A 19,068-nucleotide genomic window follows, 5' to 3' on the forward strand; every position below is an offset into this window, starting at 1 on the left:
CGGCGGCTTGACGGCGGGGCAATCCGTTTCCACTGGATAGGCGATGCGCCATTCGCTCGCTTCGCGCGTTGGGGAGGGCCGCCTCTGATTTGCCCAGCTTCGAAACGGTGCCCCGACCCGATGACCGATATCCCCAATACCCAGCCCGACAGCCGCGAGACGACGATCCTCGATGCCCCCGACAAGATGGTCGGCATCCGCGAGCTGTTCGGCATCGACAGCGACATGCAGGTGCCCGCGTTCAGCGAGGCGGACGAACGCGTCCCCGATCTCGACCCCGCCTATGTCTTCGATCCGGACACGACGCTGGCGGTGCTGGCGGGCTTCGCGCACAACCGGCGCGTGATGGTGCAGGGCTATCACGGCACCGGCAAGTCGAGCCATATCGAGCAGGTCGCGGCGCGGCTCAACTGGCCGTGCATCCGCATCAACCTCGACGCGCATATCAGCCGTATCGACCTGATCGGCCGCGACGCGATCGTGCTGCGCGACGGCCAGCAGGTGACCGAATTCCGCGAGGGCCTGTTGCCGTGGGCGTTGCAGACGCCGACCGCTCTGGTGTTCGACGAATATGACGCGGGGCGGCCCGACGTGATGTTCGTGATCCAGCGTGTGCTTGAGACCGAGGGCAAGCTGACCTTGCTCGACCAGAATCGCGTGATCCGCCCGAATCCGTGGTTCCGGCTGTTCGCGACCGCCAATACGGTCGGCCTCGGCGACACCAGCGGCCTGTATCACGGCACGCAGCAGATCAACCAGGGCCAGATGGACCGCTGGAACATCGTCGTCACGCTCAACTATCTGCCGGCGGCGGTCGAATCGCAGATCGTGCTCGCCAAGTCGGGCGAGTACGACAAGCCCGAGGGCAAGAAGACGGTCGAACAGATGGTCCGCGTCGCCGACATGACGCGCAAGGGCTTCGTCAACGGCGACATCTCGACGGTGATGAGCCCGCGCACGGTGATCACCTGGGCGCAGAACACGCTGATCTTCGGCGACGTCGGCTTCGCCTTCCGCTTGAGCTTCCTCAACAAGTGCGACGAGAACGAGCGGCCGCTGGTGGCGGAATATTTCCAGCGCGTGTTCGGCAAGGACCTGCCGGAGAGCGTGGTGGGGAAAGCGTAAGGATCGGATGACGAAGGCCGAGGCTCTCGAACGGTTGCGTGCGCGTGAGCCCGAATTGCGCCAGCTCGGGATCACGCGTCTGTCGATCTTCGGATCGACGGCGCGCGACGAGGCGCGGCCGGACTCGGACGTCGATCTGGTCGCGACGGTGGATTATGATGCGGTCCGTGCGCTCGGCCCGTTCGGCTTCTTCGGGATCGAGGGCCGGATCGAGGACATGCTCGGCGTCAGGGTCGACTTCATGACGGAGGCGTCGCTGGAGCCGCGGTTGCAGGCGCAGGTCGATCGGGATCGTGTTCATGTCTTTTGATCGTATCGAAAGCCGTCTTCACCATATCGTCGACAACGCCGACCGGATCTCGGTCTATCTCGACGGCTACGATTACGATCGCTTCCGGGCGGACCAGCTGGTCGCGGATGCGGTCGAACGGTGTATCGAACGGATATCGGAAGCGGTCGTGCAGATAGGTGCGGAAGCCGTCGCGGCGCTCGCTCTCCCGGTACCGTTCAACGATGTGAGCAGTCTCGGTAATCGCCTGCGCCACGAATACAGCCGGGTCGATGCGCAGGTCATCTACGATACGGCGCGCACCGATATCCCCGCGCTGCGGGATGCCGCGCAACGCGCACTGGAAAACTGATGGCAAACGATACCCCTCTCGACCGGTTCAAGGCGGTGCTCGCCGGGACGGCGCGCGCGATCGCGGAGGAGCCGGAGGTCGAACTCGGCTTCACCGCGGATGCGCCGGCGCAGTCTGGCAAGCATATCAAGGTGCCGATGCCGGCGCGCACGCTTCCCGCCGAACAGGTGGCGGAGGCGCGCGGCTTTTCCGACGGCTTCGCCTTGCGGTTGCGCCATCACGACGATGCGCTCCATACGCGTTACGCGCCCGCCGAGGCGGTGGCGCGATCGGTGTTCGACGCGGTCGAGAGCGCGCGGGTCGAGGCGCTCGGCAGCCGCGGTTATGCGGGCATCGCCGACAATCTGGCGCATGCGCTCGAAGTGCGGATGCGCAGCGATCCGATTACCCGCGCCCGGACGCGCGAGGAGGTGCCGCTGGCCAGCGCCCTGTCGCTGCTGGTGCGCGAGAGACTGACCGGGCTGGAGGCACCTGCCGCCGCCGCGCCCGGCCTTGCATTGGTGCGCGAATGGATCGACGCGCGCACCGACCTGTCGAGCCTCGCGCTCGCGCTCGACGACCAGCGCGCGTTCCAGGGGCTTGCGATGAAGATGCTCGAGGAGCTCGAGCTGGTCGAGGGCGAGGTCTTGCCCGAAAACGCCGACGAGGGCGGCTCGGAGGACGAAGGCACCGACGAGCAGCAGCAGGACGAAGGCGAGGAGGATCAGGAGCAGGAGGGCGGCCAGGGCGAAGGCGAGGTCGACGCGCGCGGCGAGGCGCAGGAATCGGACAGCGACGACGGCGAGGGCGAGGAATTCGGCGACCAGTCGATGGACGACCTCGACGGCGAACCCGGCGACGACGGTGACGAGGGGATGCAGCCGGTGCGCCCCAACCGCCCGAACAGCGACTTCATGCCGCAGTTCGAATATAAGCCGTGGACGACGCAGTTCGACGAGGTCGTCGCCGCCACCGATTTGTGCGACGCCGAGGAACTGGCACGGCTGCGCGGCTATCTCGACCAGCAGCTCGCGCATCTGCAATCGGCGGTGTCGAAGCTCGCCAACCGGTTGCAGCGGCGACTGATGGCACAACAGTCGCGGTCGTGGGATTTCGATCAGGACGAGGGGATGCTCGACGCGGCGCGGCTGGCGCGTGTCGTCGTCACGCCCGGCCAGTCGCTGAGCTACAAGATCGAGCGCGAGACCGATTTCCGCGACACGGTGGTGACGCTGCTGATCGACAATTCGGGGTCGATGCGCGGGCGGCCGATCGGCATCGCCGCGATCAGCGCCGATATCCTCGCGCGCACGCTGGAGCGCTGCGGCGTCAAGACCGAAATCCTCGGCTTCACTACCCGCGCGTGGAAGGGCGGGCAGGCGCGCGAGACGTGGCTGGCCGCGGGGCGGCCGCCGCAGCCGGGGCGGCTCAACGACATCCGCCACATCGTCTACAAGAAGGCGGACGAGCCGTGGCGGCGCGCGCGCACCAACCTCGGCCTGATGATGCGCGAGGGGCTGCTTAAGGAGAATATCGACGGCGAGGCGCTGCTCTGGGCGCACAGCCGGCTGCTCGCGCGGCCCGAGGAGCGGCGCATCCTGATGGTGATCAGCGACGGTGCGCCGGTCGACGATTCGACGCTGTCGGTCAATTCGGGCAGCTATCTGGAGCGGCATCTGCGCCAGGTGATCGGCTGGATCGAGGGCAAGTCGCCGGTCGAGCTGGTCGCGATCGGCATCGGCCACGACGTGACGCGCTATTACGCACGCGCGGTGACGATCATGGACGCCGAGCAACTGGGCGGGACGATCATCGAACAATTGGCGGCGCTGTTCGACACGCCGTGACGTAAGGCACGGAATAGCTGGTAAAAGTTTCCCCTACCTGCTTCGGTATGCGGCTGGTGGGCGAGGGGATGGGTGTGGACGTTGCGAAGGACCGGGCCTTGCGCCCGCACGGCCGGGAGTCGGCGGGTTGAACCGGTCCGCGCTTCGGATCCTCGCCGGGTTGGCGCTCGGGTTGATCGGCGGGGCGATCGTCAGCGGGCGGGCGTTCGCCGTGCCGCTAACCGCGGTGACCGGGCCGGTCGGGCGGCTGTGGCTTGATGCGTTGACGATGACGGTGGTGCCGCTCGTCTTCTCTTTGCTCGTCACCGGTATTCTCGGCGCGGCGCAGGACGCGCGGCAGGATCGGGTGGCGTTGCGCGCCTTGCTCTGGTTCGCGGCGTTGCTGTGCGGCGGGTGTCTGGCGGCGGCGGCGAGCACGACGTTGCTGCTGCACCTGTGGCCGGTCGGTGATGCGGCGGCGTTGCGGCCGGTGGGTGCGGTGCCAGCGATCGGCGGGGCGGGGGACTGGTTCGGCAACATCATCCCGGCCAATCCGATCAAGGCGGCGGCGGAGACGGCGATGGTCCCGCTCGTCGTCTTCGCACTGTTCTTCGGCTTCGCCGCGACGCGCGTCGCGCCCGAGCTGCAGCGCGCGTTGCAGACGATGTTCCGGGCGATCGCCGAGACGATGCTGGTGATCGTGCAATGGGTGCTGCTGGTCGCGCCGATCGGCGTGTTCGCGCTCGCCTTCGGGCTCGGTGCGCGGGCGGGGAGCGGCGCGGTGGCGGTGCTCGCGCACTATGTCGTGATCGTCGCCTGCGCGTGCCTGCTGATCGGCGTGCTCGCCTATGTCGTCGTGCTCGTCTTCGGCGGGCTGTCGCCGCTGCGCTTCGCCAAGGCGGCGCTGCCGGCGCAGGTCGTTGCGCTCTCGACGCAATCCTCGCTGGCGACGCTGCCGGCGATGGTCGAGGCGGCGCCCGCATTGGACGTCGCGCGCAATGCGGCGGGGATCGTTCTGCCGCTCGCCGTGTCGATCTTCCGCGCCGCGAGCGCCGCCGCCAATATCGCGGTCGCGCTGTATCTGGCGGCGGTCTACGGCATGTCGCCGGGGATCGGCATGGTGGTGACGGGCGCGCTGGTCGCGGCGGCGGTCAGCCTCGCCGCCGTCGGGCTGCCGGCGCAGGTGTCGTTCTTCGCGACGATCGGGCCGGTGTGCCTCGCGCTCGGCGTGCCCGTCGAGCTGTTGCCGCTGCTGCTCGCGGTCGAGACGATCCCCGATCTGTTCCGCACGGTCGGCAACGTCACCGCCGACATGGCGGTGATGCGGCTAGCCGGCGCGGGTGATCACCGCGGCGACCAGCGCGATGCGATCGACGTCGCGGTATAGGGCATTCTCCAGTTCCTCGCCGAACACGTCGGGGTCGATCTCGCGATAGCGCATCGTACAGCCGCGCGCGGCCGCCGCCTCGGCGAGCGCGGCGGCGAGCTGGTCGTGGCCGCGGACGATCGCACTGCCGGTGTAGAGGATCAGCCGGCCGGCGGGGGCGAGCCGGTCCATCGCCATCACTGCCATGTCGAGCGATACCTGCCCGCCGTGCATCGCGCCGCCGTGACGGTACAGTCGTTTGCCGCTGTCGATGACGTAGGGCGGGTTGGCGGTGGCGACGTCGATGGGACCCGGGATGGTGGCGAGGCTGTCGCTTTCATGAAAGTCGGCGGTGATGCCGGCCGCGGCGGCGTTGATGCGCGCGAAGCGGAGCGCCGCCGGATTGACGTCGGTCATATGGATGCGCAGCCCCGGGCAAGCGGTCGCGGCGACGATGCCGCCGACGCCCGAGCCGGTACCGATGTCGACCATCTGCGCGCCGGCGCGCACCGGGCAGTCGCGCAGTTCGTCGCGGATCAGGTCGGCGAACCGATAGCTGTCCGGGCCGAAGAAGACCGCATCGGCGGCGTCGGTGGGATGAGCGGAATGGACGAAGAGATGATCGTGGAGCCGCGAGACGCGGATCGTCGCGCGGCGGCGATCCCCGGCCGGTACGGTGACGCCGGCACGGTCGAGCAGCGCCTCGATCGCCGCGTCGCAGTCGCCGGGGCGATAGGGCAGGCTCCAGCCGAGCATGTCCTCGACGCAGCGCGCCGCCTGCCGGTCGGCGCGGGCGAGGACGCGGGCGTGGGTCGCCGGGGTCGGGGTGACGAACCGATGGTCGCGGTCACGCAACAGGGCGAGGAGATGCCGCAGCTCGGCGTCCGCCGATCGAACCGCCGGCTGGTCCGGTCTCGACACCCGCATCTCTCCATGACTCGTTGATGTGGCGTAACGTCTTGCGATGGTGCGGGTTCCTGTGGGCCCGGGGGGCGCGGTGTTCGGCCGGTTCCGCGTTATGTCGAAACGGGTCAAGCCCTCTCGCCCATGGAGCAGCATGGTGCTCCTGCGAAAGCAGGAGCCCAGAGTCGAGCGAGCTAACGCCTTGTGACGCTTGGGACTCCTGGGCTCCTGCTTTCGCAGGAGCACTGGGATAGCTTCGCAGAAGGCTTCGAGCAGGGTCTGGTGCGATCGTGGGTACCGCTCCGCCCCGATCGCTGGCGGCCCGGCGCGGGATCGTTGTAAGGCGGTCGCGCTTTGACGCAGCGCGACAGGATCAGCGGAGACGATATGACCAAGACGGCTTTCATCACCGGCGCGACCGCCGGCATCGGCGCGGCGGCGGCGACGGCGTTCGTGGGTGCGGGGTGGCGCGTGATCGCCACCGGGCGGCGGGTCGAGCGGCTCGACGCGTTGCGCGCGCGGCTCGGCGAGGCGGTGCATACGCTCGCCTTCGACGTCGCCGACGAAGCGGCGGCGGGCAAGGCGATCGCCGGATTGCCCGAGGACTGGCGCGACATCGATCTGCTGATCAACAACGCCGGCCTCGCGCTCGGCACCCGGCCGGCGCAGGAGGCGAACCTCGACGACTGGCGGACGATGATCGCGACCAACGTCACCGCTCTGGTGTCGCTGACCCACCGGCTGCTGCCGGCGCTGATTGCGCGGCGCGGGGCGATCATCAACCTGTCGTCGGTGGCGGCGACCTATCCGTATAGCGGCGGCAACGTCTATGGCGGCACCAAGGCGTTCGTCGAGCAATACTCGCTCGGCCTGCGCTCCGACCTGCACGGCAAGGGGGTGCGCGTCACTTCGATCGAACCGGGGATGGTCGAGACCGAATTCACCACGGTGCGCACCGGTGGCGACCAGGCGGCGTCGGACGCGCTCTACAAGGGCGCCGATCCGATGACCGCGGAGGATATCGCCGCGACGATGCTGTGGGTCGCGACGCTGCCGCCGCATCTCAACATCAACCGGCTGGAGCTGATGCCGGTCAGCCAGTCGTTCGCCGGCTTTCAGGTCGCGCGCGCGGGCTGATCCGCCTCGGCGCAGGGGTCGCGCAGCCGGCCCGACAGGAAGGCGATCAGCGCCTCGACCCGCGCCGGGCGCAGCGCGCTCGGCGGGGTGAGCAGATGCAGGCCGATCGCCGCGGTGGACCAGTCGGGCAGGATCGGCACTACCGCACCGCTGCTGATATGCGGGCCGACGATGAAGCCGGGCAGGCGTGCGATGCCGAGCCCGGCGATCAGCGTCGGCAGCAGGGCCTCGCCGCTATTGGCGATCAGCGGCCCCTGCGGACGGATTGCGACGTCGCTGCCGTCGGCATGCTGGAAGCGCCACGGCGCGAGCACGTTGGAATAGCCGAGCACGCGGTGGCGGGCGAGCTCTGAGGGATGCGCCGGCGTGCCGTGCGCGGCGAGATAGGCGGGGGCTGCGACCAGATGCGTCCTGACGTCGCACAGCCGGCGACCGCGCAGGCTGCTGTCGGGCAGGTCGCCGATGCGCAGCGCGACGTCGAAGCCTTCGGCGACGATGTCGACGCGCGCGTCGGACAGATGCAGGTCGATCTCGATGCCGGGATGGGCGGCGAGGAATTCCGCGAGCAGCGGCGCGACGTTGCGCACGCCGAAGCTCATCGGCGCGGCGAGGCGGACGCGGCCGGTCGGTGCGCTCAGCGCATCGCGGGCGGCTTCCTCCGCGGCCTGCGCCTCGGCGAGGATGCGCGCGGCGTGCGCGGCGAGCGGCTTGCCCGCCTCGGTCAGCGCGAGCCGGCGAGAGGTACGGTGGAACAGCGACTGGCCGATCTGCTCTTCGAGGCGGGTGATCGCCTTCGACACGGTCGCCTTGCTGAGGCCGATCGCATCGGCGGCGGCGCTGAACGAATTATGCTCGGCGACGGCGGCGAAGATCGCCCAGGCTTCGAGATCGGGTAGGCGCATCATGGTCCCTTCGGCAGGCCGGGGAACCTAGCGTGGAAACGGTCGGTTTCCAGCGTTTCCGTTTACGCACCGTCCCGACGGGACCATTTAGGGTGCGACACGCACATTGGAGACGTTCGGATGACCAAGGTTCTGGTGCTCTATTATTCGTCCTACGGCCATATCGAACAGATGGCCGACGCCGTCGCCGAGGGCGCGCGCGCCGGCGGGGCGGAGGTCGATATCCGCCGCGTCACCGAGACGGCGCCCGCCGAGGTGGTCAAGGCCGCGCATTTCAAGACCGACACCGCGCATCCCGAGATCGAAGGCCCGGACGCGCTTGCGAATTATGACGCGATCATCGTCGGCGCGCCGACCCGCTATGGCCGGATGCCGGCGCAGATGGCGGCCTATTGGGACACCACCGGTGGCCTGTGGGCGAAGGGTGCGCTGGTCGGCAAGGTCGGCGGCGCGTTCACCTCGACCGCCAGCCAGCATGGCGGGCAGGAAACGACGCTGTTCTCGATCATCACCAACCTGCTGCATCATGGCATGACGATCGTCGGTCTGGACTATGGTTTCCAGGGCCAGATGGGCGTCGACGAGGTCCGCGGCGGCTCGCCTTATGGCGCGACGACGATCTCGGCAGGCGACGGTTCGCGCCAGCCGCATGAGGAGGAACTGGCGGGTGCGCGCTATCAGGGCAAGCGGATCGCCGAGACGGCCGCAAAGCTGAAGTGAGGCGAGGGGCGGCCTGCACGCGCGCGGGCCGCCTTCGCATCCAATCCGTCACCCCGGACTGGTTCCGGGGTCCACCGGGCCATGGGGGCATGGTCTCCCCTCCTGCCAATCTCCTCGCCGCAGAGTGGACCCCGGAACGAGTCCGGGGTGACGGGTTTTTCCGGGCGACGTGACGAGCCCATATCACTGCCCCGCGCGTGGCGCTCCGCCGCAAACGCGCCTACACCCGTGGCATGCCGACCCAGCCGCCCCGCCTGCCGCCGCCCGCGCCCGAGGATGCCGCGGCGCGCAACATGCGGTTGCTCGTGCTGCTGCGCTGGATGGCAGTCGGCGGGCAGGCGGCGGCGATCCTGATCGTCCATTACGGGCTCGGCATCCACCTGCCGGTCGTCGCGATGGGGGTGGTGCTCGCCGCGCTCGTCATGCTCAATGCGATGACGTGGCTTGGCCATCCGCATTGGCCGGTGACCAATTTCCAGCTGTTCGGTTCGCTCGCCTGCGACGTCGTCGCGCTGTCGGTGCAGCTCTATCTCAGCGGCGGGGCGTCCAATCCGTTCGTCTCGCTTTACCTGTTGCAGGTGGTGATGGGCGCGGTGCTGCTCCACGCCTGGTCGAGCTGGGCGCTGGTCGCGCTGACGACGGTGGCGTTCGGGCTGGTCGCGCTGCTCAGCCCGCCGCTGGCGCTGCCGCCGTGGTTCGCGACGCGGCTGTCGCCGGTCTATGTGATCGGGTTGTGGGCCAATTTCGTGCTCGCCGCGGTGCTGCTCGTGCTGTTCGTGACGCGGATCGCCGCCAACCTCCGCAGCCGCGACGCGCATCTCGCCGCGATGCGCCAGCGGGCCGCCGAGGAGGATCATATCGTCCGCATGGGCCTGCTCGCCAGCGGCGCGGCGCACGAACTCGGCACGCCGCTGTCGTCGATCCTCGTGCTGCTCGGCGACTGGAAGAGCGAGGCGGCGATCCGCGCCGAACCGCGCCTCGCCGCCGAGGTCGACGAGATGCAGGCGGAGGTGATGCGCTGCAAGACGATCGTGTCGGGCATCCTGTTCGCCGCGGGCGAGGTGACCGGCGAGGCGCCCGAACGCACGACGCTGCGCCGGTTCCTGTCGGGAATCGTCGCGGTCTGGCCGGGGACGGTGACGTTCGAGGACCGGATCGGCGACGACCGGCCGATCGTATCCGACCGCGCGCTGGGGCAGGCGCTGACCAATCTGCTCGACAATGCCGCGGAGGCGGGCGCCTCGGCGATCACGCTGACCGCGGCGGTGGAGGAGGCGGTGATCGTGCTGACCGTGCGCGACGATGGCAGCGGCTTTCCGCCCGCGGTGCTCGCCGGGATCGGCAAACCGTATAACACCAGCAAGGAGCGGCGCGGCGCGGGGCTGGGGCTGTTTCTCGCCACCAACGTGCTGCGCACGCTCGGCGGGACGCTGGCGGCGCGCAATATCGCGGGCGGCGCGGAGATGGTGCTGCGGCTGCCGGTGGCGGCGCTGGCGTTGGAGGAGGGGGCATGAGCGAGCGGCGGCTGCTGATCGTCGAGGACGATGCCAATTTCGCGCGGACGCTGGGGCGCTCGTTCGAGCGGCGCGGCTATGCGGTGACGATGCTGCCCGGGCCGGACGGGCTGGAGGCGGCGGTGGCCGACTTCAGGCCCGATCATGCGGTGGTCGACCTGCGGCTGGGCGGCGCGTCGGGGCTGGCCTGCGTGGCGACGATCCATGCAATCGATCCGGGCATCAAGATCGTCGTGCTGACCGGCTTCGCCAGCATCGCGACCGCGGTCGAGGCCATCAAGCTCGGCGCGACCAACTATCTGACCAAGCCCGCCAATACCGACGATATCGAGGCGGCGTTCGCGCGGATCGACGGCGATGCCGGCGCGACGATCGCCGCGGCGCCGCCGACCTCGATCAAGACGCTGGAATGGGAGCATATCCACCAGACGCTGGCGGACGTCGACTTCAACATCTCCGAAGCGGCGCGGCGGCTGGGGATGCACCGGCGGACGCTGGCGCGGAAGCTCGACAAGCGGCACATGGGGTAGACATTACTCCTCCCCCTGGCGGGGGAGGAATTGGTTTTACTTCAGCAGCTTGGGTGCCTCCTGCTGGATCACGTCGCGGATCTTGCTGGCGAACAGGCCGAGGAAGCCGGGCAGGTCGACGATCGCATGGACGTTGCTGTCTGATACCGTCGCGCGGCAGCCGATCGTCTGGCCCATCGCGCCGACAGTGAAATGCATCGTATCGCCTTCCCAGCGATGCTCGACCTGCGCGCCGCCGGGGATCAGCCGGCCGATCTTGCCGATGCCGCCGTCGAGCCGCTCGCGGACCGCGGTCTTGCCGAGCTGATGGGGAATGTCGAGTTCGATCGGGGCGCTCATATCTGGTCCTTCGTCGTGGCGAACAGCATCGCATCGTTCCCGAACGCCTTGAACTCGAGCGCGTTGCCCGACGGGTCGGAGAAGAACATCGTCGCCTGCTCGCCCGCCTCGCCGCGGAAGCGGACGTGCGGCTCGATCCCGAAGCGTACGCCCGCGGCGGCGACGCGCTCGCTCAGCGCCTGCCAGTCGGCCATGGTGAGGACGACGCCGAAATGGGGGACGGGGACGTGGTGGCCGTCGACTTCGTTGGCGACCTGCACGGCGCGGGCGGCGGGGTCGAGATGCGCGACGATCTGATGGCCGAACAGGTCGAAGTCGATCCATTGCTCGCTGGAACGGCCCTCGGGGCAGCCGAGCACGCCGCCGTAGAAGGCGCGCGCCGCGGCGAGATCGTGGACCGGGAAGGCGAGATGGAAAGGGCGTAGGGACATGTGGCGAAGGTAGGGGAGGGTAGGGGCTCGCGCTACCGCAATTCCTTCGTTGACGGGGAGGGCTACTAAATGCCGGCGGCGGGAGGTTCGATCGGCGTCCTCATCAGGTCCGTCACCCCGGACTCGTTCCGGGGTCCACCGGGCCGCAAGGGAACGGTGCCGCCTCAAGCCTTTCTCCTCGCCGCAGAGTGGACCCCGGAACGAGTCCGGGGTGACGGGGTGGGCGTGGAAGACGCGGGGCCGACTTGAGCGTTCCTATGCGACAGCCTTGCCCGGCGGGGGAGGACATCGCCTTTGCCGCACGCTACACGGCGCCGCATGCCCGCCTTGCTCTCCCGCCGTCCCGCCCTCGTCGCGCTGATCCTCGGGGCGATCGCCGCGACCGGGTTCGCGCCGTTGCAGTTCTGGCCGTTGACGCTGGTCGGGCTCGCCGGGCTCGCCGCGCTCGTCCAGCGCGCCGATACCGGCCGGCGGGCGCTATGGCTCGGCTGGTGTTGGGGCGTCGGGCATTTCACGATCAACAACAACTGGTTCCAGCACGCCTTCGACTTTCAGGACAAGATGCCGCCGGTGCTCGGCTATTTCGCCGCGGTCGGGCTGGCGCTGTATCTGGCGATCTTCCCGATGGCCGCTGCGGGCATCGGCTGGCGCTTCGGCCGCGGCGCACGGCCCGATGCCGGTTATGCGCTGGTCTTCGCGGCGGCGTGGATCGCCAGCGAATATCTGCGCAGCGTCCTGTTCAGCGGTTACGCCTGGGACCCGATCGGGGTGATCTGGTTGCCGGTGATCGGCGTTGCGCGGCTGTCCGCGTGGATCGGGACCTATGCGCTGTCGGGACTGACCGTGCTTGCCGCGGTGTCGCTGCTGCTCCTGCCGCAGCGACGGTGGCGGTTGCCGGCGGGGCTCGCGGCGCTGTTCGTTGCCGCGGCCGTATCGGCGCTGTGGACGCAGGCACCCCCGGCGCGACCCGACGCGCCGCTGCTGCGCGTGGTGCAGCCCAATGTAGGGCAGGACGCGCGCGGCGAGGGCGATCAGGAGGTGATGCTCGCCGCGCTGATCCGCCAGTCGGGAACGCCCGGACCGCGGCCGCGGCTGGTGCTGTGGCCAGAGGGGGTGATCCGCGACTATCTGGAAAGCGGCTATCCGCGCTGGATCTATTTCGGCCAGAGCCCGCTGTTCAACCGCTGGCGGCTGGCGCGGCTGCTCGGCCCGCGCGACGTGCTGATGACCGGCCATACGCCGCTGCGCTTCGACGCCAAGGGCGACGTCGCGGGCGCGTCCAATTCGGTGTTCGCGCTCGATGCCCGCGCGCGCATCGTCGGCCGCTACGACAAGGCGCATCTGGTGCCGTTCGGCGAATATCTGCCGGTGCCGTGGCTGCTCAGGCCGCTCGGCCTCGCGCGGCTGGTGCCGGGCGATTTCGACTTCGACGACGGCCCTGGTCCGCGCACGCTGACGATCCCCGGCTTCGGCGCGATCGGCTTCCAGATCTGCTACGAGATCATCTTCTCCGGTCGCACGGTCGACGAGGCGCATCGCCCCGCAATCCTCTTCAACCCCTCGACCGATGCCTGGTTCGGGCGCTGGGGACCGCCGCAGCATCTCGCGCAGGCGCGGATGCGGGCGATCGAGGAAGGGCTGCCGATCGTCCGTTCGACTCCGACCGGCATTTCGGCGGTGATCGCCGCCGACGGACGGCTGCTCGCCACCGTGCCGCACGAGACGGCGGGCGCGATCGAGTTGCCGATGCCGCCGGCCTTGCCGCCTACCTTGTTCAGTCGGCTGGGAAATTTTGCCGCGCTGATCGTCGCGCTCGGCTTCGCGGCGGCGGCGATTGCCATCCGCCGCCGTGCGCGTTAGGAGCGACATATAAAGGCATCTTTATATCGTTATGAGGCAGTGATGCGCAGCAGCTATATCTTCACGTCCGAGTCCGTTTCCGAAGGCCATCCCGACAAGGTCGCCGACCAGATCAGCGACACGATCGTCGATCTGTTCCTGTCCAAGGACCCGGAGGCGCGGATCGCCTGCGAGACGCTGACGACCACCAACCTCGTCGTGCTGGCGGGCGAAATCCGTTGCAAGGGCGTGTACGAAAATGGCGCCTGGGCCGACGGCGCGCTCGCTGAGATCGAGGCGGCGGTGCGCGCGACCGTCAAGCGCATCGGCTACGAACAGTCGGGCTTCCACTGGGAAAGCTTCACCTTCGAGAACAACCTGCACGGCCAGTCGGCGGAAATCGCGATGGGCGTCGACGAGGGTTCGAACAAGGACGAGGGCGCGGGCGACCAAGGCATCATGTTCGGCTATGCGACCGACGAGACGCCGGGCCTGATGCCGGCGACGCTCTATTACAGCCACAAGATCCTCGAGACGATGGCGGCCGACCGTCATTCGGGCAAGGCGCCGTTCCTCGAGCCCGACGCCAAGAGCCAGGTCACGCTGCAATATGAGAATGGCGTGCCGACGCGGGCGGTGGCGCTCGTCGTCTCGACCCAGCACAAGGCGGGCTATTGCCTGCAGGGCAACAATGCCGATGCCGCCAAATATGACGTGCTCAAGGATTACGTCACCGGCGTTCTGACGAGCACGCTGCCCGAGGGCTTCGTCACCGACGAGACCAAGGTCTATATCAATCCGACCGGCGCGTTCGAGATCGGCGGGCCGGACGGCGACGCGGGCGTCACCGGCCGCAAGATCATCGTCGACACCTACGGCGGTGCGGCACCGCACGGCGGCGGCGCGTTCAGCGGCAAGGACCCGACCAAGGTCGATCGTTCGGCCGCCTATGTCGCGCGCTATCTCGCCAAGAACGTCGTCGCCGCGGGCCTCGCCAAGCGCTGCACGATCCAGCTCAGCTATGCAATCGGCATCGCCGAGCCGCTGTCGGTCTATGTCGACACGCACGGCACCGGCACGGTCGAGGAAGCGAAGCTGGAGCAGGTGCTGCCGCAGCTCGTCCGCCTGACGCCGAAGGGCATCCGCCAGCATCTCAAGCTCAACGCGCCGATCTACGTCAAGTCGGCGGCTTATGGTCACTTTGGCCGAGAGCCCGAGGGCGACCTGTTCACCTGGGAAAAGACCGATCTGGTCGAGCAGCTCAAGGCCGCGGTCGCCTGATCGGTTCGATCAGGGTTGTGTGAACGACACCCTCTCGCGTCGCCGGACGCGGGAGGGTGTTTTCTTTTGGCGGTGGGGCAGGGCGCGTTTCGCGGTCGCGTCGGGCGAACCGTCGTCTTATCGGCGGTAGGCGTCGTTGATATCGGTCATCCAGCCGGCCTTGGGCGCCGCGATGACGCCGCGTGGCTTACGGGCTTCGTCGAGATCGATCGGCTCGGCGAAGCGAATGCCGGCGAGCCGGTCCTTCACCCACATGACCTCCCCGGTCAGCTCCGTGATATGGCCCATTTCGATATCGAGCATCATGCCCGCGGCGAGATCGCCGTCATTGTCGATGCACGCGCCGGAGCGCGACAGGTTGCGCACACGCCGCTCACTCTGGCCGCCGCCGGGAAGACGGACCGCGGCACGGACGATGACGCTGTTGCGCTTCTCGCGCAGAGGTTCGGGAGGGATGTTCATAACGCTTCCGTATCGGTGGGCCTAGCACGCGGTGGACGGCAAACCCAGAACAACTTGGCCTAAACTGGTTGGACTTTCTCGGCCGGCGGCGGCGCGAAATGGTTGAACACGGCGTCGACCAGCGCTTCCGACGCCCAGCCGATCGCGCCACCGACCAGCACGTCGGAAAGGTAATGGTTGCCGGCGACCGGCTGGATCGCGGCGACGGCCGCGACGCCGAGCGCCGCGGGAGTGGCGGCGCCGTCGATCTCGCGCGAGACGGCCCGTGCGACCGCGACCGCGCCGGCGGTGTGGCCGGAGGGAAAGGAATTGAGATCGTGGTCGTCGCTATCGCCCGGTTCGAACCGGTGATCGCCCTCGTCGATCGCCTTGGCGGGGCGGGTGCGGTCGATCGAATGTTTGATCGCGCTTTTCATACCGGTGGCGACGAGATGCGCCGCGAGCATCCGCGTGCCGCCGCGGATCATATCGGGCCGCCGCCCGACCAGTCCCGCCGCGATCGTCGCGATCGAGGCGGTAATGAGCTGCGGCTGGTCGGCCACCTCGCCAAGGAAGCTGGCGAAGCGCACCGGCAGCGTATCGCGATTCGCCGCCGCATCCCGGGTCAGATGACGATCCACCCGTTCGACCGTCTTCGCGGCCGTCTTCGCCTTGCTCACTGCTCTTCTCCCTGCGGCGGTTCGCCGCGTACCTGTGCGTGCGCGAGCACCGCGAAAATGCCGGCGCCACCGACGAGATTGCCGAGCACCGCCGGCGCGATCAGCCCCGCCAGCGTCTGGACGACGCCGGTCTGGCCGGCGAACAGCAGCAGGAAGGCCTCGCTGGAACCGACGATCGAATGGCTGAAGCCGGCGATCGTCAGGATGTAGGTGAAGATGAAGATCACGACCACGCTCTGGCTGCGCGCATTGGGCAGCGCCCAGGCGAGGATCGCGATCATGAAGCCGGCAGGGATCGCGTTGACGAAGGTGCGGCCGGCGGACAGTTCCGTGATCCCCGTCGAGATGGTGAGCGCGGCGTGACGGATCGCGTCGCTGCCCATCGCGCCGGTGGCGATCGCCAGCCCGGCGAGCGCGGTGCCGAGCAGATTGGCGACGAGGACGATGCTCCACAGCCGCAGCGTACGGGCCAGCGCCCAGCGCGACGGCCGCGTCACCAGCGGCAGCATCGCGGTGATCGTGCTCTCGGTGAACAATTGCATCCGGCCGAGGATCACCGCCATGAAGCCGACCGGATAGCCGAGGCCGCTGACCAGCTCGCGCCATGGCGCATCGGGCAGGGCCGCGTGCAGCGCCGCCTCGGTCAGCAGCGAGACGCTGATCGCGATGCCGGCGGCAAGCGCCGACCAGAACAATTGCATCGCGGGACGGCGCAACTCGTCCTCCCCCGATTCGCGCACCGTGCGGTGGAGCGTCTTGGCATCGGCGGCCTTGAGGCCGTCGCCATCGGTGGCGTCGTCGGTCATGTGACGGTGCAACGGACCGCCGCCCCGCTTTGCTCCGCGCGGTGCGGGCGAATGCGGCGTTTCCCTGTGGCGCGTTGTGTTCTAGGGCGCGCCACCATGAACGATCCCGCCACCATCCGCCGCCTCTACGGCCGTCGTCAGGGCCATAAGCTGCGCATCGGCCAGGCCGCGCTGGTCGAGGACACGCTGGCACCGTTGAGCGTGCCGGAGACGGGTGCGCTCGATGCGCGGGTGCTGTTCGGCGATGACCGCCCGCTGGAGCTCGAGATCGGCTTCGGTGCCGGCGAGCATCTCGCGGGTCAGGCGACGATGCGGCCCGAGACCGGATTCATCGGTTGCGAGCCGTTCCTCAACGGCGTGGTCGGCGCGCTCGGCCATATCCGCGACGGCGGCCTCGCCAACGTGCGGCTGCATATGGGCGACGCGCTGGAGGTGGTCGAGCGGCTGCCCGATGCGAGCCTCAGCCGGGTCTATCTCCTCCACCCCGACCCCTGGCCCAAGGCGCGACACGCCAAGCGGCGGATGATCAACCACGGCCCGCTCGACGTGATCGCCGCCAAGCTGAAGCCGGGCGCCGAGTTCCGGCTGGGGACGGACGATCCGACCTATTGCCGCTGGGCGATGATGATCATGAACCAGCGCCGCGACTTCATCTGGACGGCACGGACGCCAGCGGACTTCCTGACCCGGCCCGACGACTGGCCCGAGACGCGCTACGAACGCAAGGCGCGGCGGCAGGGCCATGAGGTGTGGTATTTCAGGTATATCCGACGGTAGGCTGCGGGGTTCGTGATCCGTTCACGCCTGTAGGAGAGGGGCCTTGTTCCCGCCGTTCCCTTGCTGTTCCCTGTGCTTCCCGCTACGGTGATTGTCAGGTGATTGCCAGCGAGGCTCATGATGGCGACGGGCAAGGTCAATAAGCGAACGGTCGACGCGCTGAAGCCTAGCGCTGGCGTTGGCTTCCTGTGGGACGACGATCTCAAGGGGTTTGGTGCGAAGATCACGCCGACCGGGGCGGTGGCCTACGTCTACCAGTATCGGATGGGCGGTCGCGAGGCGAAGACGCGGCGCTACACGATCGGGGCGCATGGTTCGCCTTGGACGCCAACGACGGCGCGAGCTGAGGCTGAGCGGCTGGGGCTTCTAGTTGCTCAGGGAGTCGACCCTGCCGAGGCTGACCAGAAGCGTCGTCATGAGGCGGTGAGCCTCGCCTTCAAATCCTACGCGCAGACGTTCCACGACAGCTGTAAAGGGGAGGGGTGGCGCAGCCTCGTTGAGCGCTCACTGCGGCTGCACGTTGTCCCGGTGCTTGGCAGTAAGGCGCTGCCGACAATCACGCGCGCGGACGTCGTCGCGGTGTTTGACGCTATGCCGGCAGATCAGCAGGCCGGACGTCGCAACGTCTTCGCCATCCTGCGTCGGCTGTTCAAATGGGCGATCTGGCGTGGGGACATCAAGACGTCCCCCATGGACGGCATGGAGACGCCGCCGCCGGTAAAGGCCCGCGACCGGGTCTTGAGCGACGATGAGCTGCGGCGGGTGTGGCTTGCCGCGCCGGGGTGCCACCGGTGCTTTGGCCCGATCCTCCGCCTCCTGATCGTGACCGGGCAGCGGCGCGAGGAAGTGACCGGGGTGGTGTGGAGCGAACTGGACCGCGGCGGCGCGATGTGGCGAATCCCGGGTGAGCGCACGAAGAACGGCGAGCCGCACACGGTGCCGCTCAGCACGTTGGCCATCGAGACGATCGACAGGCTGGCCAAGGGCGAGAAGTGGCCGCGTCGTGGCGCCGTCTTTACCACGTCGAATGGTGAGCCGTTCACCGCACATTCCAAGGGCAAGGAGAAGGTCGACAAGCTGCTGGCCGCTGACGGCGGCGATCCCATTCCTGCCTGGCGCCTGCACGACCTCCGCCGCACACTTGCCACCGGCTTTCAGGTGCTTGGCATCAGGTTCGAGGTGACGGAAGCGGTACTGAATCACCTGTCTGGTACGCGGTCTGGAATAGCCGGCGTCTATCAACGTCACCATTGGACTGACGAGAAGCGAACCGCCCTTCAGGCGTGGGCGGACCATGTGCGCAGCCTGCTGAATGCCGAGTCCAATGTATCGAACGTCATTGCAATCCAACCTAAGAAAGCGTTCTATGCCGTTTGAGATGGAGATGCTGACGGATGTAACTGCCGGCAACAAGGTGTCGCCAGTCAACGATGTGTACCATCAGATTTCAGAAGAATGCATTTGGCCGCGCAATCCCACAGGATGGGTCTTCCTTGGCCGTGCAGTGCATGACGTTGGGCGCGCGATGTTTCCTGCTTGGAAGCGATATACACCATACGGGCTTCTACCTGACGCGTCAGTCGGAGCGGCATGGGGCGAGGAGGCAATCGCTGAGGATGATCAGGAAAAATATGCCTATTGGTTGATCAATGTGCGAGGCAACGACCCAGAATACATATTCAGGGTGAATCGCCCTTTCGATTATCTGAAGGACGAATTTGCGTTCGGCAGTGTAACCGATGAAGAATGGGATTTAGGCTCAGGACTCATTGGTCACAGCCAGAAGATGACGGTGGCCGCGAGCGCGACGGCAGAGAAGAAGACAGTTGGG

At 68.0% G+C, this 19,068-nt stretch carries 21 protein-coding genes; 14 read left to right on the forward strand and 7 right to left on the reverse strand.

Going from position 1 to position 19,068, the window contains the following annotated elements; translation table 11 throughout:
* Positions 1-120: 120 nt before the first annotated feature.
* The 5 genes from cobS (at position 121) to AC07UH_RS06170 (ending at position 4,958) form a co-directional block, all read left to right on the forward strand.
* On the forward strand, positions 121-1,125 hold the full coding sequence (gene cobS / locus AC07UH_RS06150) for a cobaltochelatase subunit CobS (RefSeq protein ID WP_038662320.1): 1,005 nt from the start codon (positions 121-123) through the stop codon (positions 1,123-1,125).
* 7 nt (positions 1,126-1,132) lie between these two features.
* Positions 1,133-1,435: a nucleotidyltransferase family protein gene (locus AC07UH_RS06155; RefSeq protein ID WP_495178989.1), complete on the forward strand. Its 303-nt coding sequence runs from the start codon at positions 1,133-1,135 to the stop codon at positions 1,433-1,435.
* Positions 1,425-1,766 carry a HepT-like ribonuclease domain-containing protein gene (locus AC07UH_RS06160; RefSeq protein ID WP_495178988.1) on the forward strand — a complete coding sequence of 114 codons (342 nt, stop codon included), beginning with the start codon at positions 1,425-1,427 and terminating at the stop codon, positions 1,764-1,766. Before AC07UH_RS06155 ends, AC07UH_RS06160 begins: the two co-directional genes overlap by 11 nt.
* Positions 1,766-3,592, forward strand: a complete 1,827-nt coding sequence (gene cobT / locus AC07UH_RS06165) for a cobaltochelatase subunit CobT (protein WP_495178987.1) — start codon at positions 1,766-1,768, stop codon at positions 3,590-3,592. Before AC07UH_RS06160 ends, cobT begins: the two co-directional genes overlap by 1 nt.
* Positions 3,593-3,719: 127 nt before the next feature.
* Complete coding sequence (locus AC07UH_RS06170) at positions 3,720-4,958, forward strand: dicarboxylate/amino acid:cation symporter (protein WP_495178986.1); 1,239 nt, start codon at positions 3,720-3,722, stop codon at positions 4,956-4,958.
* Here the strand turns inward: AC07UH_RS06170 and AC07UH_RS06175 are convergent.
* Positions 4,899-5,864: a methyltransferase gene (locus AC07UH_RS06175; protein WP_495178985.1), complete on the reverse strand. Its 966-nt coding sequence runs from the start codon at positions 5,862-5,864 to the stop codon at positions 4,899-4,901. The genes AC07UH_RS06170 and AC07UH_RS06175 overlap by 60 nt on opposite strands.
* A gap of 363 nt (positions 5,865-6,227) precedes the next feature.
* On the opposite strand from AC07UH_RS06175, the gene AC07UH_RS06180 reads away from it, so the two are divergent.
* Positions 6,228-6,977: an SDR family NAD(P)-dependent oxidoreductase gene (locus tag AC07UH_RS06180; protein ID WP_495178984.1), complete on the forward strand. Its 750-nt coding sequence runs from the start codon at positions 6,228-6,230 to the stop codon at positions 6,975-6,977.
* Here AC07UH_RS06180 and AC07UH_RS06185 read toward each other — a convergent pair.
* The gene (locus AC07UH_RS06185; RefSeq protein WP_495178983.1) at positions 6,956-7,879 is read right to left on the reverse strand and encodes a LysR family transcriptional regulator; all 924 of its coding nucleotides are present in this window, start codon (positions 7,877-7,879) and stop codon (positions 6,956-6,958) included. The two genes, AC07UH_RS06180 and AC07UH_RS06185, sit on opposite strands and share 22 nt — an antisense overlap.
* A gap of 120 nt (positions 7,880-7,999) precedes the next feature.
* Here AC07UH_RS06185 and wrbA point away from each other — a divergent pair, with 120 nt between their 5' ends.
* The 3 genes from wrbA to AC07UH_RS06200 all read left to right on the forward strand — a co-directional run bounded on the left by wrbA (position 8,000) and on the right by AC07UH_RS06200 (position 10,643).
* On the forward strand, positions 8,000-8,599 hold the full coding sequence (wrbA, locus tag AC07UH_RS06190; protein WP_495178982.1) for an NAD(P)H:quinone oxidoreductase: 600 nt from the start codon (positions 8,000-8,002) through the stop codon (positions 8,597-8,599).
* Positions 8,600-8,832: 233 nt separating this feature from the next.
* Entirely contained in the window at positions 8,833-10,113 is a 1,281-nt protein-coding gene (locus tag AC07UH_RS06195) for an ATP-binding protein (protein ID WP_495178981.1), read from the forward strand.
* Positions 10,110-10,643 (forward strand): response regulator transcription factor, encoded by a 534-nt coding sequence (locus tag AC07UH_RS06200; RefSeq protein ID WP_137897922.1) that lies wholly within the window; start codon positions 10,110-10,112, stop codon positions 10,641-10,643. Before AC07UH_RS06195 ends, AC07UH_RS06200 begins: the two co-directional genes overlap by 4 nt.
* A 36-nt stretch (positions 10,644-10,679) precedes the next feature.
* On the opposite strand, the gene AC07UH_RS06205 is transcribed toward AC07UH_RS06200, so the two are convergent.
* Together AC07UH_RS06205 and AC07UH_RS06210 are read right to left on the reverse strand one after the other, a co-directional pair.
* Positions 10,680-10,982: a polyhydroxyalkanoic acid system family protein gene (locus tag AC07UH_RS06205; RefSeq protein ID WP_495178980.1), complete on the reverse strand. Its 303-nt coding sequence runs from the start codon at positions 10,980-10,982 to the stop codon at positions 10,680-10,682.
* The gene (locus AC07UH_RS06210; RefSeq protein ID WP_038662294.1) at positions 10,979-11,413 is read right to left on the reverse strand and encodes a VOC family protein; all 435 of its coding nucleotides are present in this window, start codon (positions 11,411-11,413) and stop codon (positions 10,979-10,981) included. The genes AC07UH_RS06205 and AC07UH_RS06210 overlap by 4 nt, the downstream gene beginning before the upstream one ends.
* Before the next feature lie 318 nt (positions 11,414-11,731).
* Between AC07UH_RS06210 and lnt the strand changes: the two genes are divergently transcribed.
* Together lnt and metK are read left to right on the forward strand one after the other, a co-directional pair.
* Complete coding sequence (gene lnt, locus AC07UH_RS06215) at positions 11,732-13,273, forward strand: apolipoprotein N-acyltransferase (RefSeq protein ID WP_495178979.1); 1,542 nt, start codon at positions 11,732-11,734, stop codon at positions 13,271-13,273.
* Between the two features lie 42 nt (positions 13,274-13,315).
* Positions 13,316-14,533, forward strand: a complete 1,218-nt coding sequence (metK, locus tag AC07UH_RS06220; RefSeq protein WP_495178978.1) for a methionine adenosyltransferase — start codon at positions 13,316-13,318, stop codon at positions 14,531-14,533.
* A gap of 117 nt (positions 14,534-14,650) precedes the next feature.
* Here metK and AC07UH_RS06225 read toward each other — a convergent pair whose 3' ends face one another.
* The 3 genes from AC07UH_RS06225 to AC07UH_RS06235 are packed head-to-tail and all read right to left on the reverse strand — an operon-like array spanning position 14,651 to position 16,460.
* Positions 14,651-14,995 (reverse strand): PilZ domain-containing protein, encoded by a 345-nt coding sequence (locus AC07UH_RS06225; protein ID WP_495178977.1) that lies wholly within the window; start codon positions 14,993-14,995, stop codon positions 14,651-14,653.
* A gap of 59 nt (positions 14,996-15,054) precedes the next feature.
* Complete coding sequence (locus tag AC07UH_RS06230) at positions 15,055-15,654, reverse strand: phosphatase PAP2 family protein (RefSeq protein WP_052075599.1); 600 nt, start codon at positions 15,652-15,654, stop codon at positions 15,055-15,057.
* The gene (locus tag AC07UH_RS06235; RefSeq protein WP_495178976.1) at positions 15,651-16,460 is read right to left on the reverse strand and encodes a formate/nitrite transporter family protein; all 810 of its coding nucleotides are present in this window, start codon (positions 16,458-16,460) and stop codon (positions 15,651-15,653) included. Before AC07UH_RS06235 ends, AC07UH_RS06230 begins: the two co-directional genes overlap by 4 nt.
* A gap of 96 nt (positions 16,461-16,556) precedes the next feature.
* On the opposite strand from AC07UH_RS06235, the gene trmB reads away from it, so the two are divergent.
* The 3 genes from trmB to AC07UH_RS06250 all read left to right on the forward strand — a co-directional run.
* Positions 16,557-17,237: a tRNA (guanine(46)-N(7))-methyltransferase TrmB gene (gene trmB, locus AC07UH_RS06240; RefSeq protein ID WP_495178975.1), complete on the forward strand. Its 681-nt coding sequence runs from the start codon at positions 16,557-16,559 to the stop codon at positions 17,235-17,237.
* A 120-nt stretch (positions 17,238-17,357) separates the two neighbouring features.
* Positions 17,358-18,614: a tyrosine-type recombinase/integrase gene (locus AC07UH_RS06245; protein WP_495178974.1), complete on the forward strand. Its 1,257-nt coding sequence runs from the start codon at positions 17,358-17,360 to the stop codon at positions 18,612-18,614.
* On the forward strand, positions 18,604-19,068 hold a 465-nt coding region (locus tag AC07UH_RS06250), incomplete at its 3' end, for a hypothetical protein (RefSeq protein ID WP_495193939.1). The genes AC07UH_RS06245 and AC07UH_RS06250, both read left to right, overlap by 11 nt.

The organism is Sphingomonas sp. GW821-FHT04B01 (assembly GCF_059420425.1).

Coding starts and splice junctions, on each gene's coding strand:
- cobS (WP_038662320.1), top strand. CDS start 121: ATGACCGATATCCCCAATACCCAGCCCGACAGCCGCGAGACGACGATC.
- AC07UH_RS06155 (WP_495178989.1), top strand. CDS start 1,133: ATGACGAAGGCCGAGGCTCTCGAACGGTTGCGTGCGCGTGAGCCCGAA.
- AC07UH_RS06160 (WP_495178988.1), top strand. CDS start 1,425: ATGTCTTTTGATCGTATCGAAAGCCGTCTTCACCATATCGTCGACAAC.
- cobT (WP_495178987.1), top strand. CDS start 1,766: ATGGCAAACGATACCCCTCTCGACCGGTTCAAGGCGGTGCTCGCCGGG.
- AC07UH_RS06175 (WP_495178985.1), bottom strand. CDS start 5,864: ATGCGGGTGTCGAGACCGGACCAGCCGGCGGTTCGATCGGCGGACGCC.
- AC07UH_RS06180 (WP_495178984.1), top strand. CDS start 6,228: ATGACCAAGACGGCTTTCATCACCGGCGCGACCGCCGGCATCGGCGCG.
- AC07UH_RS06185 (WP_495178983.1), bottom strand. CDS start 7,879: ATGCGCCTACCCGATCTCGAAGCCTGGGCGATCTTCGCCGCCGTCGCC.
- wrbA (WP_495178982.1), top strand. CDS start 8,000: ATGACCAAGGTTCTGGTGCTCTATTATTCGTCCTACGGCCATATCGAA.
- AC07UH_RS06195 (WP_495178981.1), top strand. CDS start 8,833: ATGCCGACCCAGCCGCCCCGCCTGCCGCCGCCCGCGCCCGAGGATGCC.
- AC07UH_RS06200 (WP_137897922.1), top strand. CDS start 10,110: ATGAGCGAGCGGCGGCTGCTGATCGTCGAGGACGATGCCAATTTCGCG.
- AC07UH_RS06205 (WP_495178980.1), bottom strand. CDS start 10,982: ATGAGCGCCCCGATCGAACTCGACATTCCCCATCAGCTCGGCAAGACC.
- AC07UH_RS06210 (WP_038662294.1), bottom strand. CDS start 11,413: ATGTCCCTACGCCCTTTCCATCTCGCCTTCCCGGTCCACGATCTCGCC.
- lnt (WP_495178979.1), top strand. CDS start 11,732: ATGCCCGCCTTGCTCTCCCGCCGTCCCGCCCTCGTCGCGCTGATCCTC.
- metK (WP_495178978.1), top strand. CDS start 13,316: ATGCGCAGCAGCTATATCTTCACGTCCGAGTCCGTTTCCGAAGGCCAT.
- AC07UH_RS06225 (WP_495178977.1), bottom strand. CDS start 14,995: ATGAACATCCCTCCCGAACCTCTGCGCGAGAAGCGCAACAGCGTCATC.
- AC07UH_RS06235 (WP_495178976.1), bottom strand. CDS start 16,460: ATGACCGACGACGCCACCGATGGCGACGGCCTCAAGGCCGCCGATGCC.
- trmB (WP_495178975.1), top strand. CDS start 16,557: ATGAACGATCCCGCCACCATCCGCCGCCTCTACGGCCGTCGTCAGGGC.
- AC07UH_RS06245 (WP_495178974.1), top strand. CDS start 17,358: ATGGCGACGGGCAAGGTCAATAAGCGAACGGTCGACGCGCTGAAGCCT.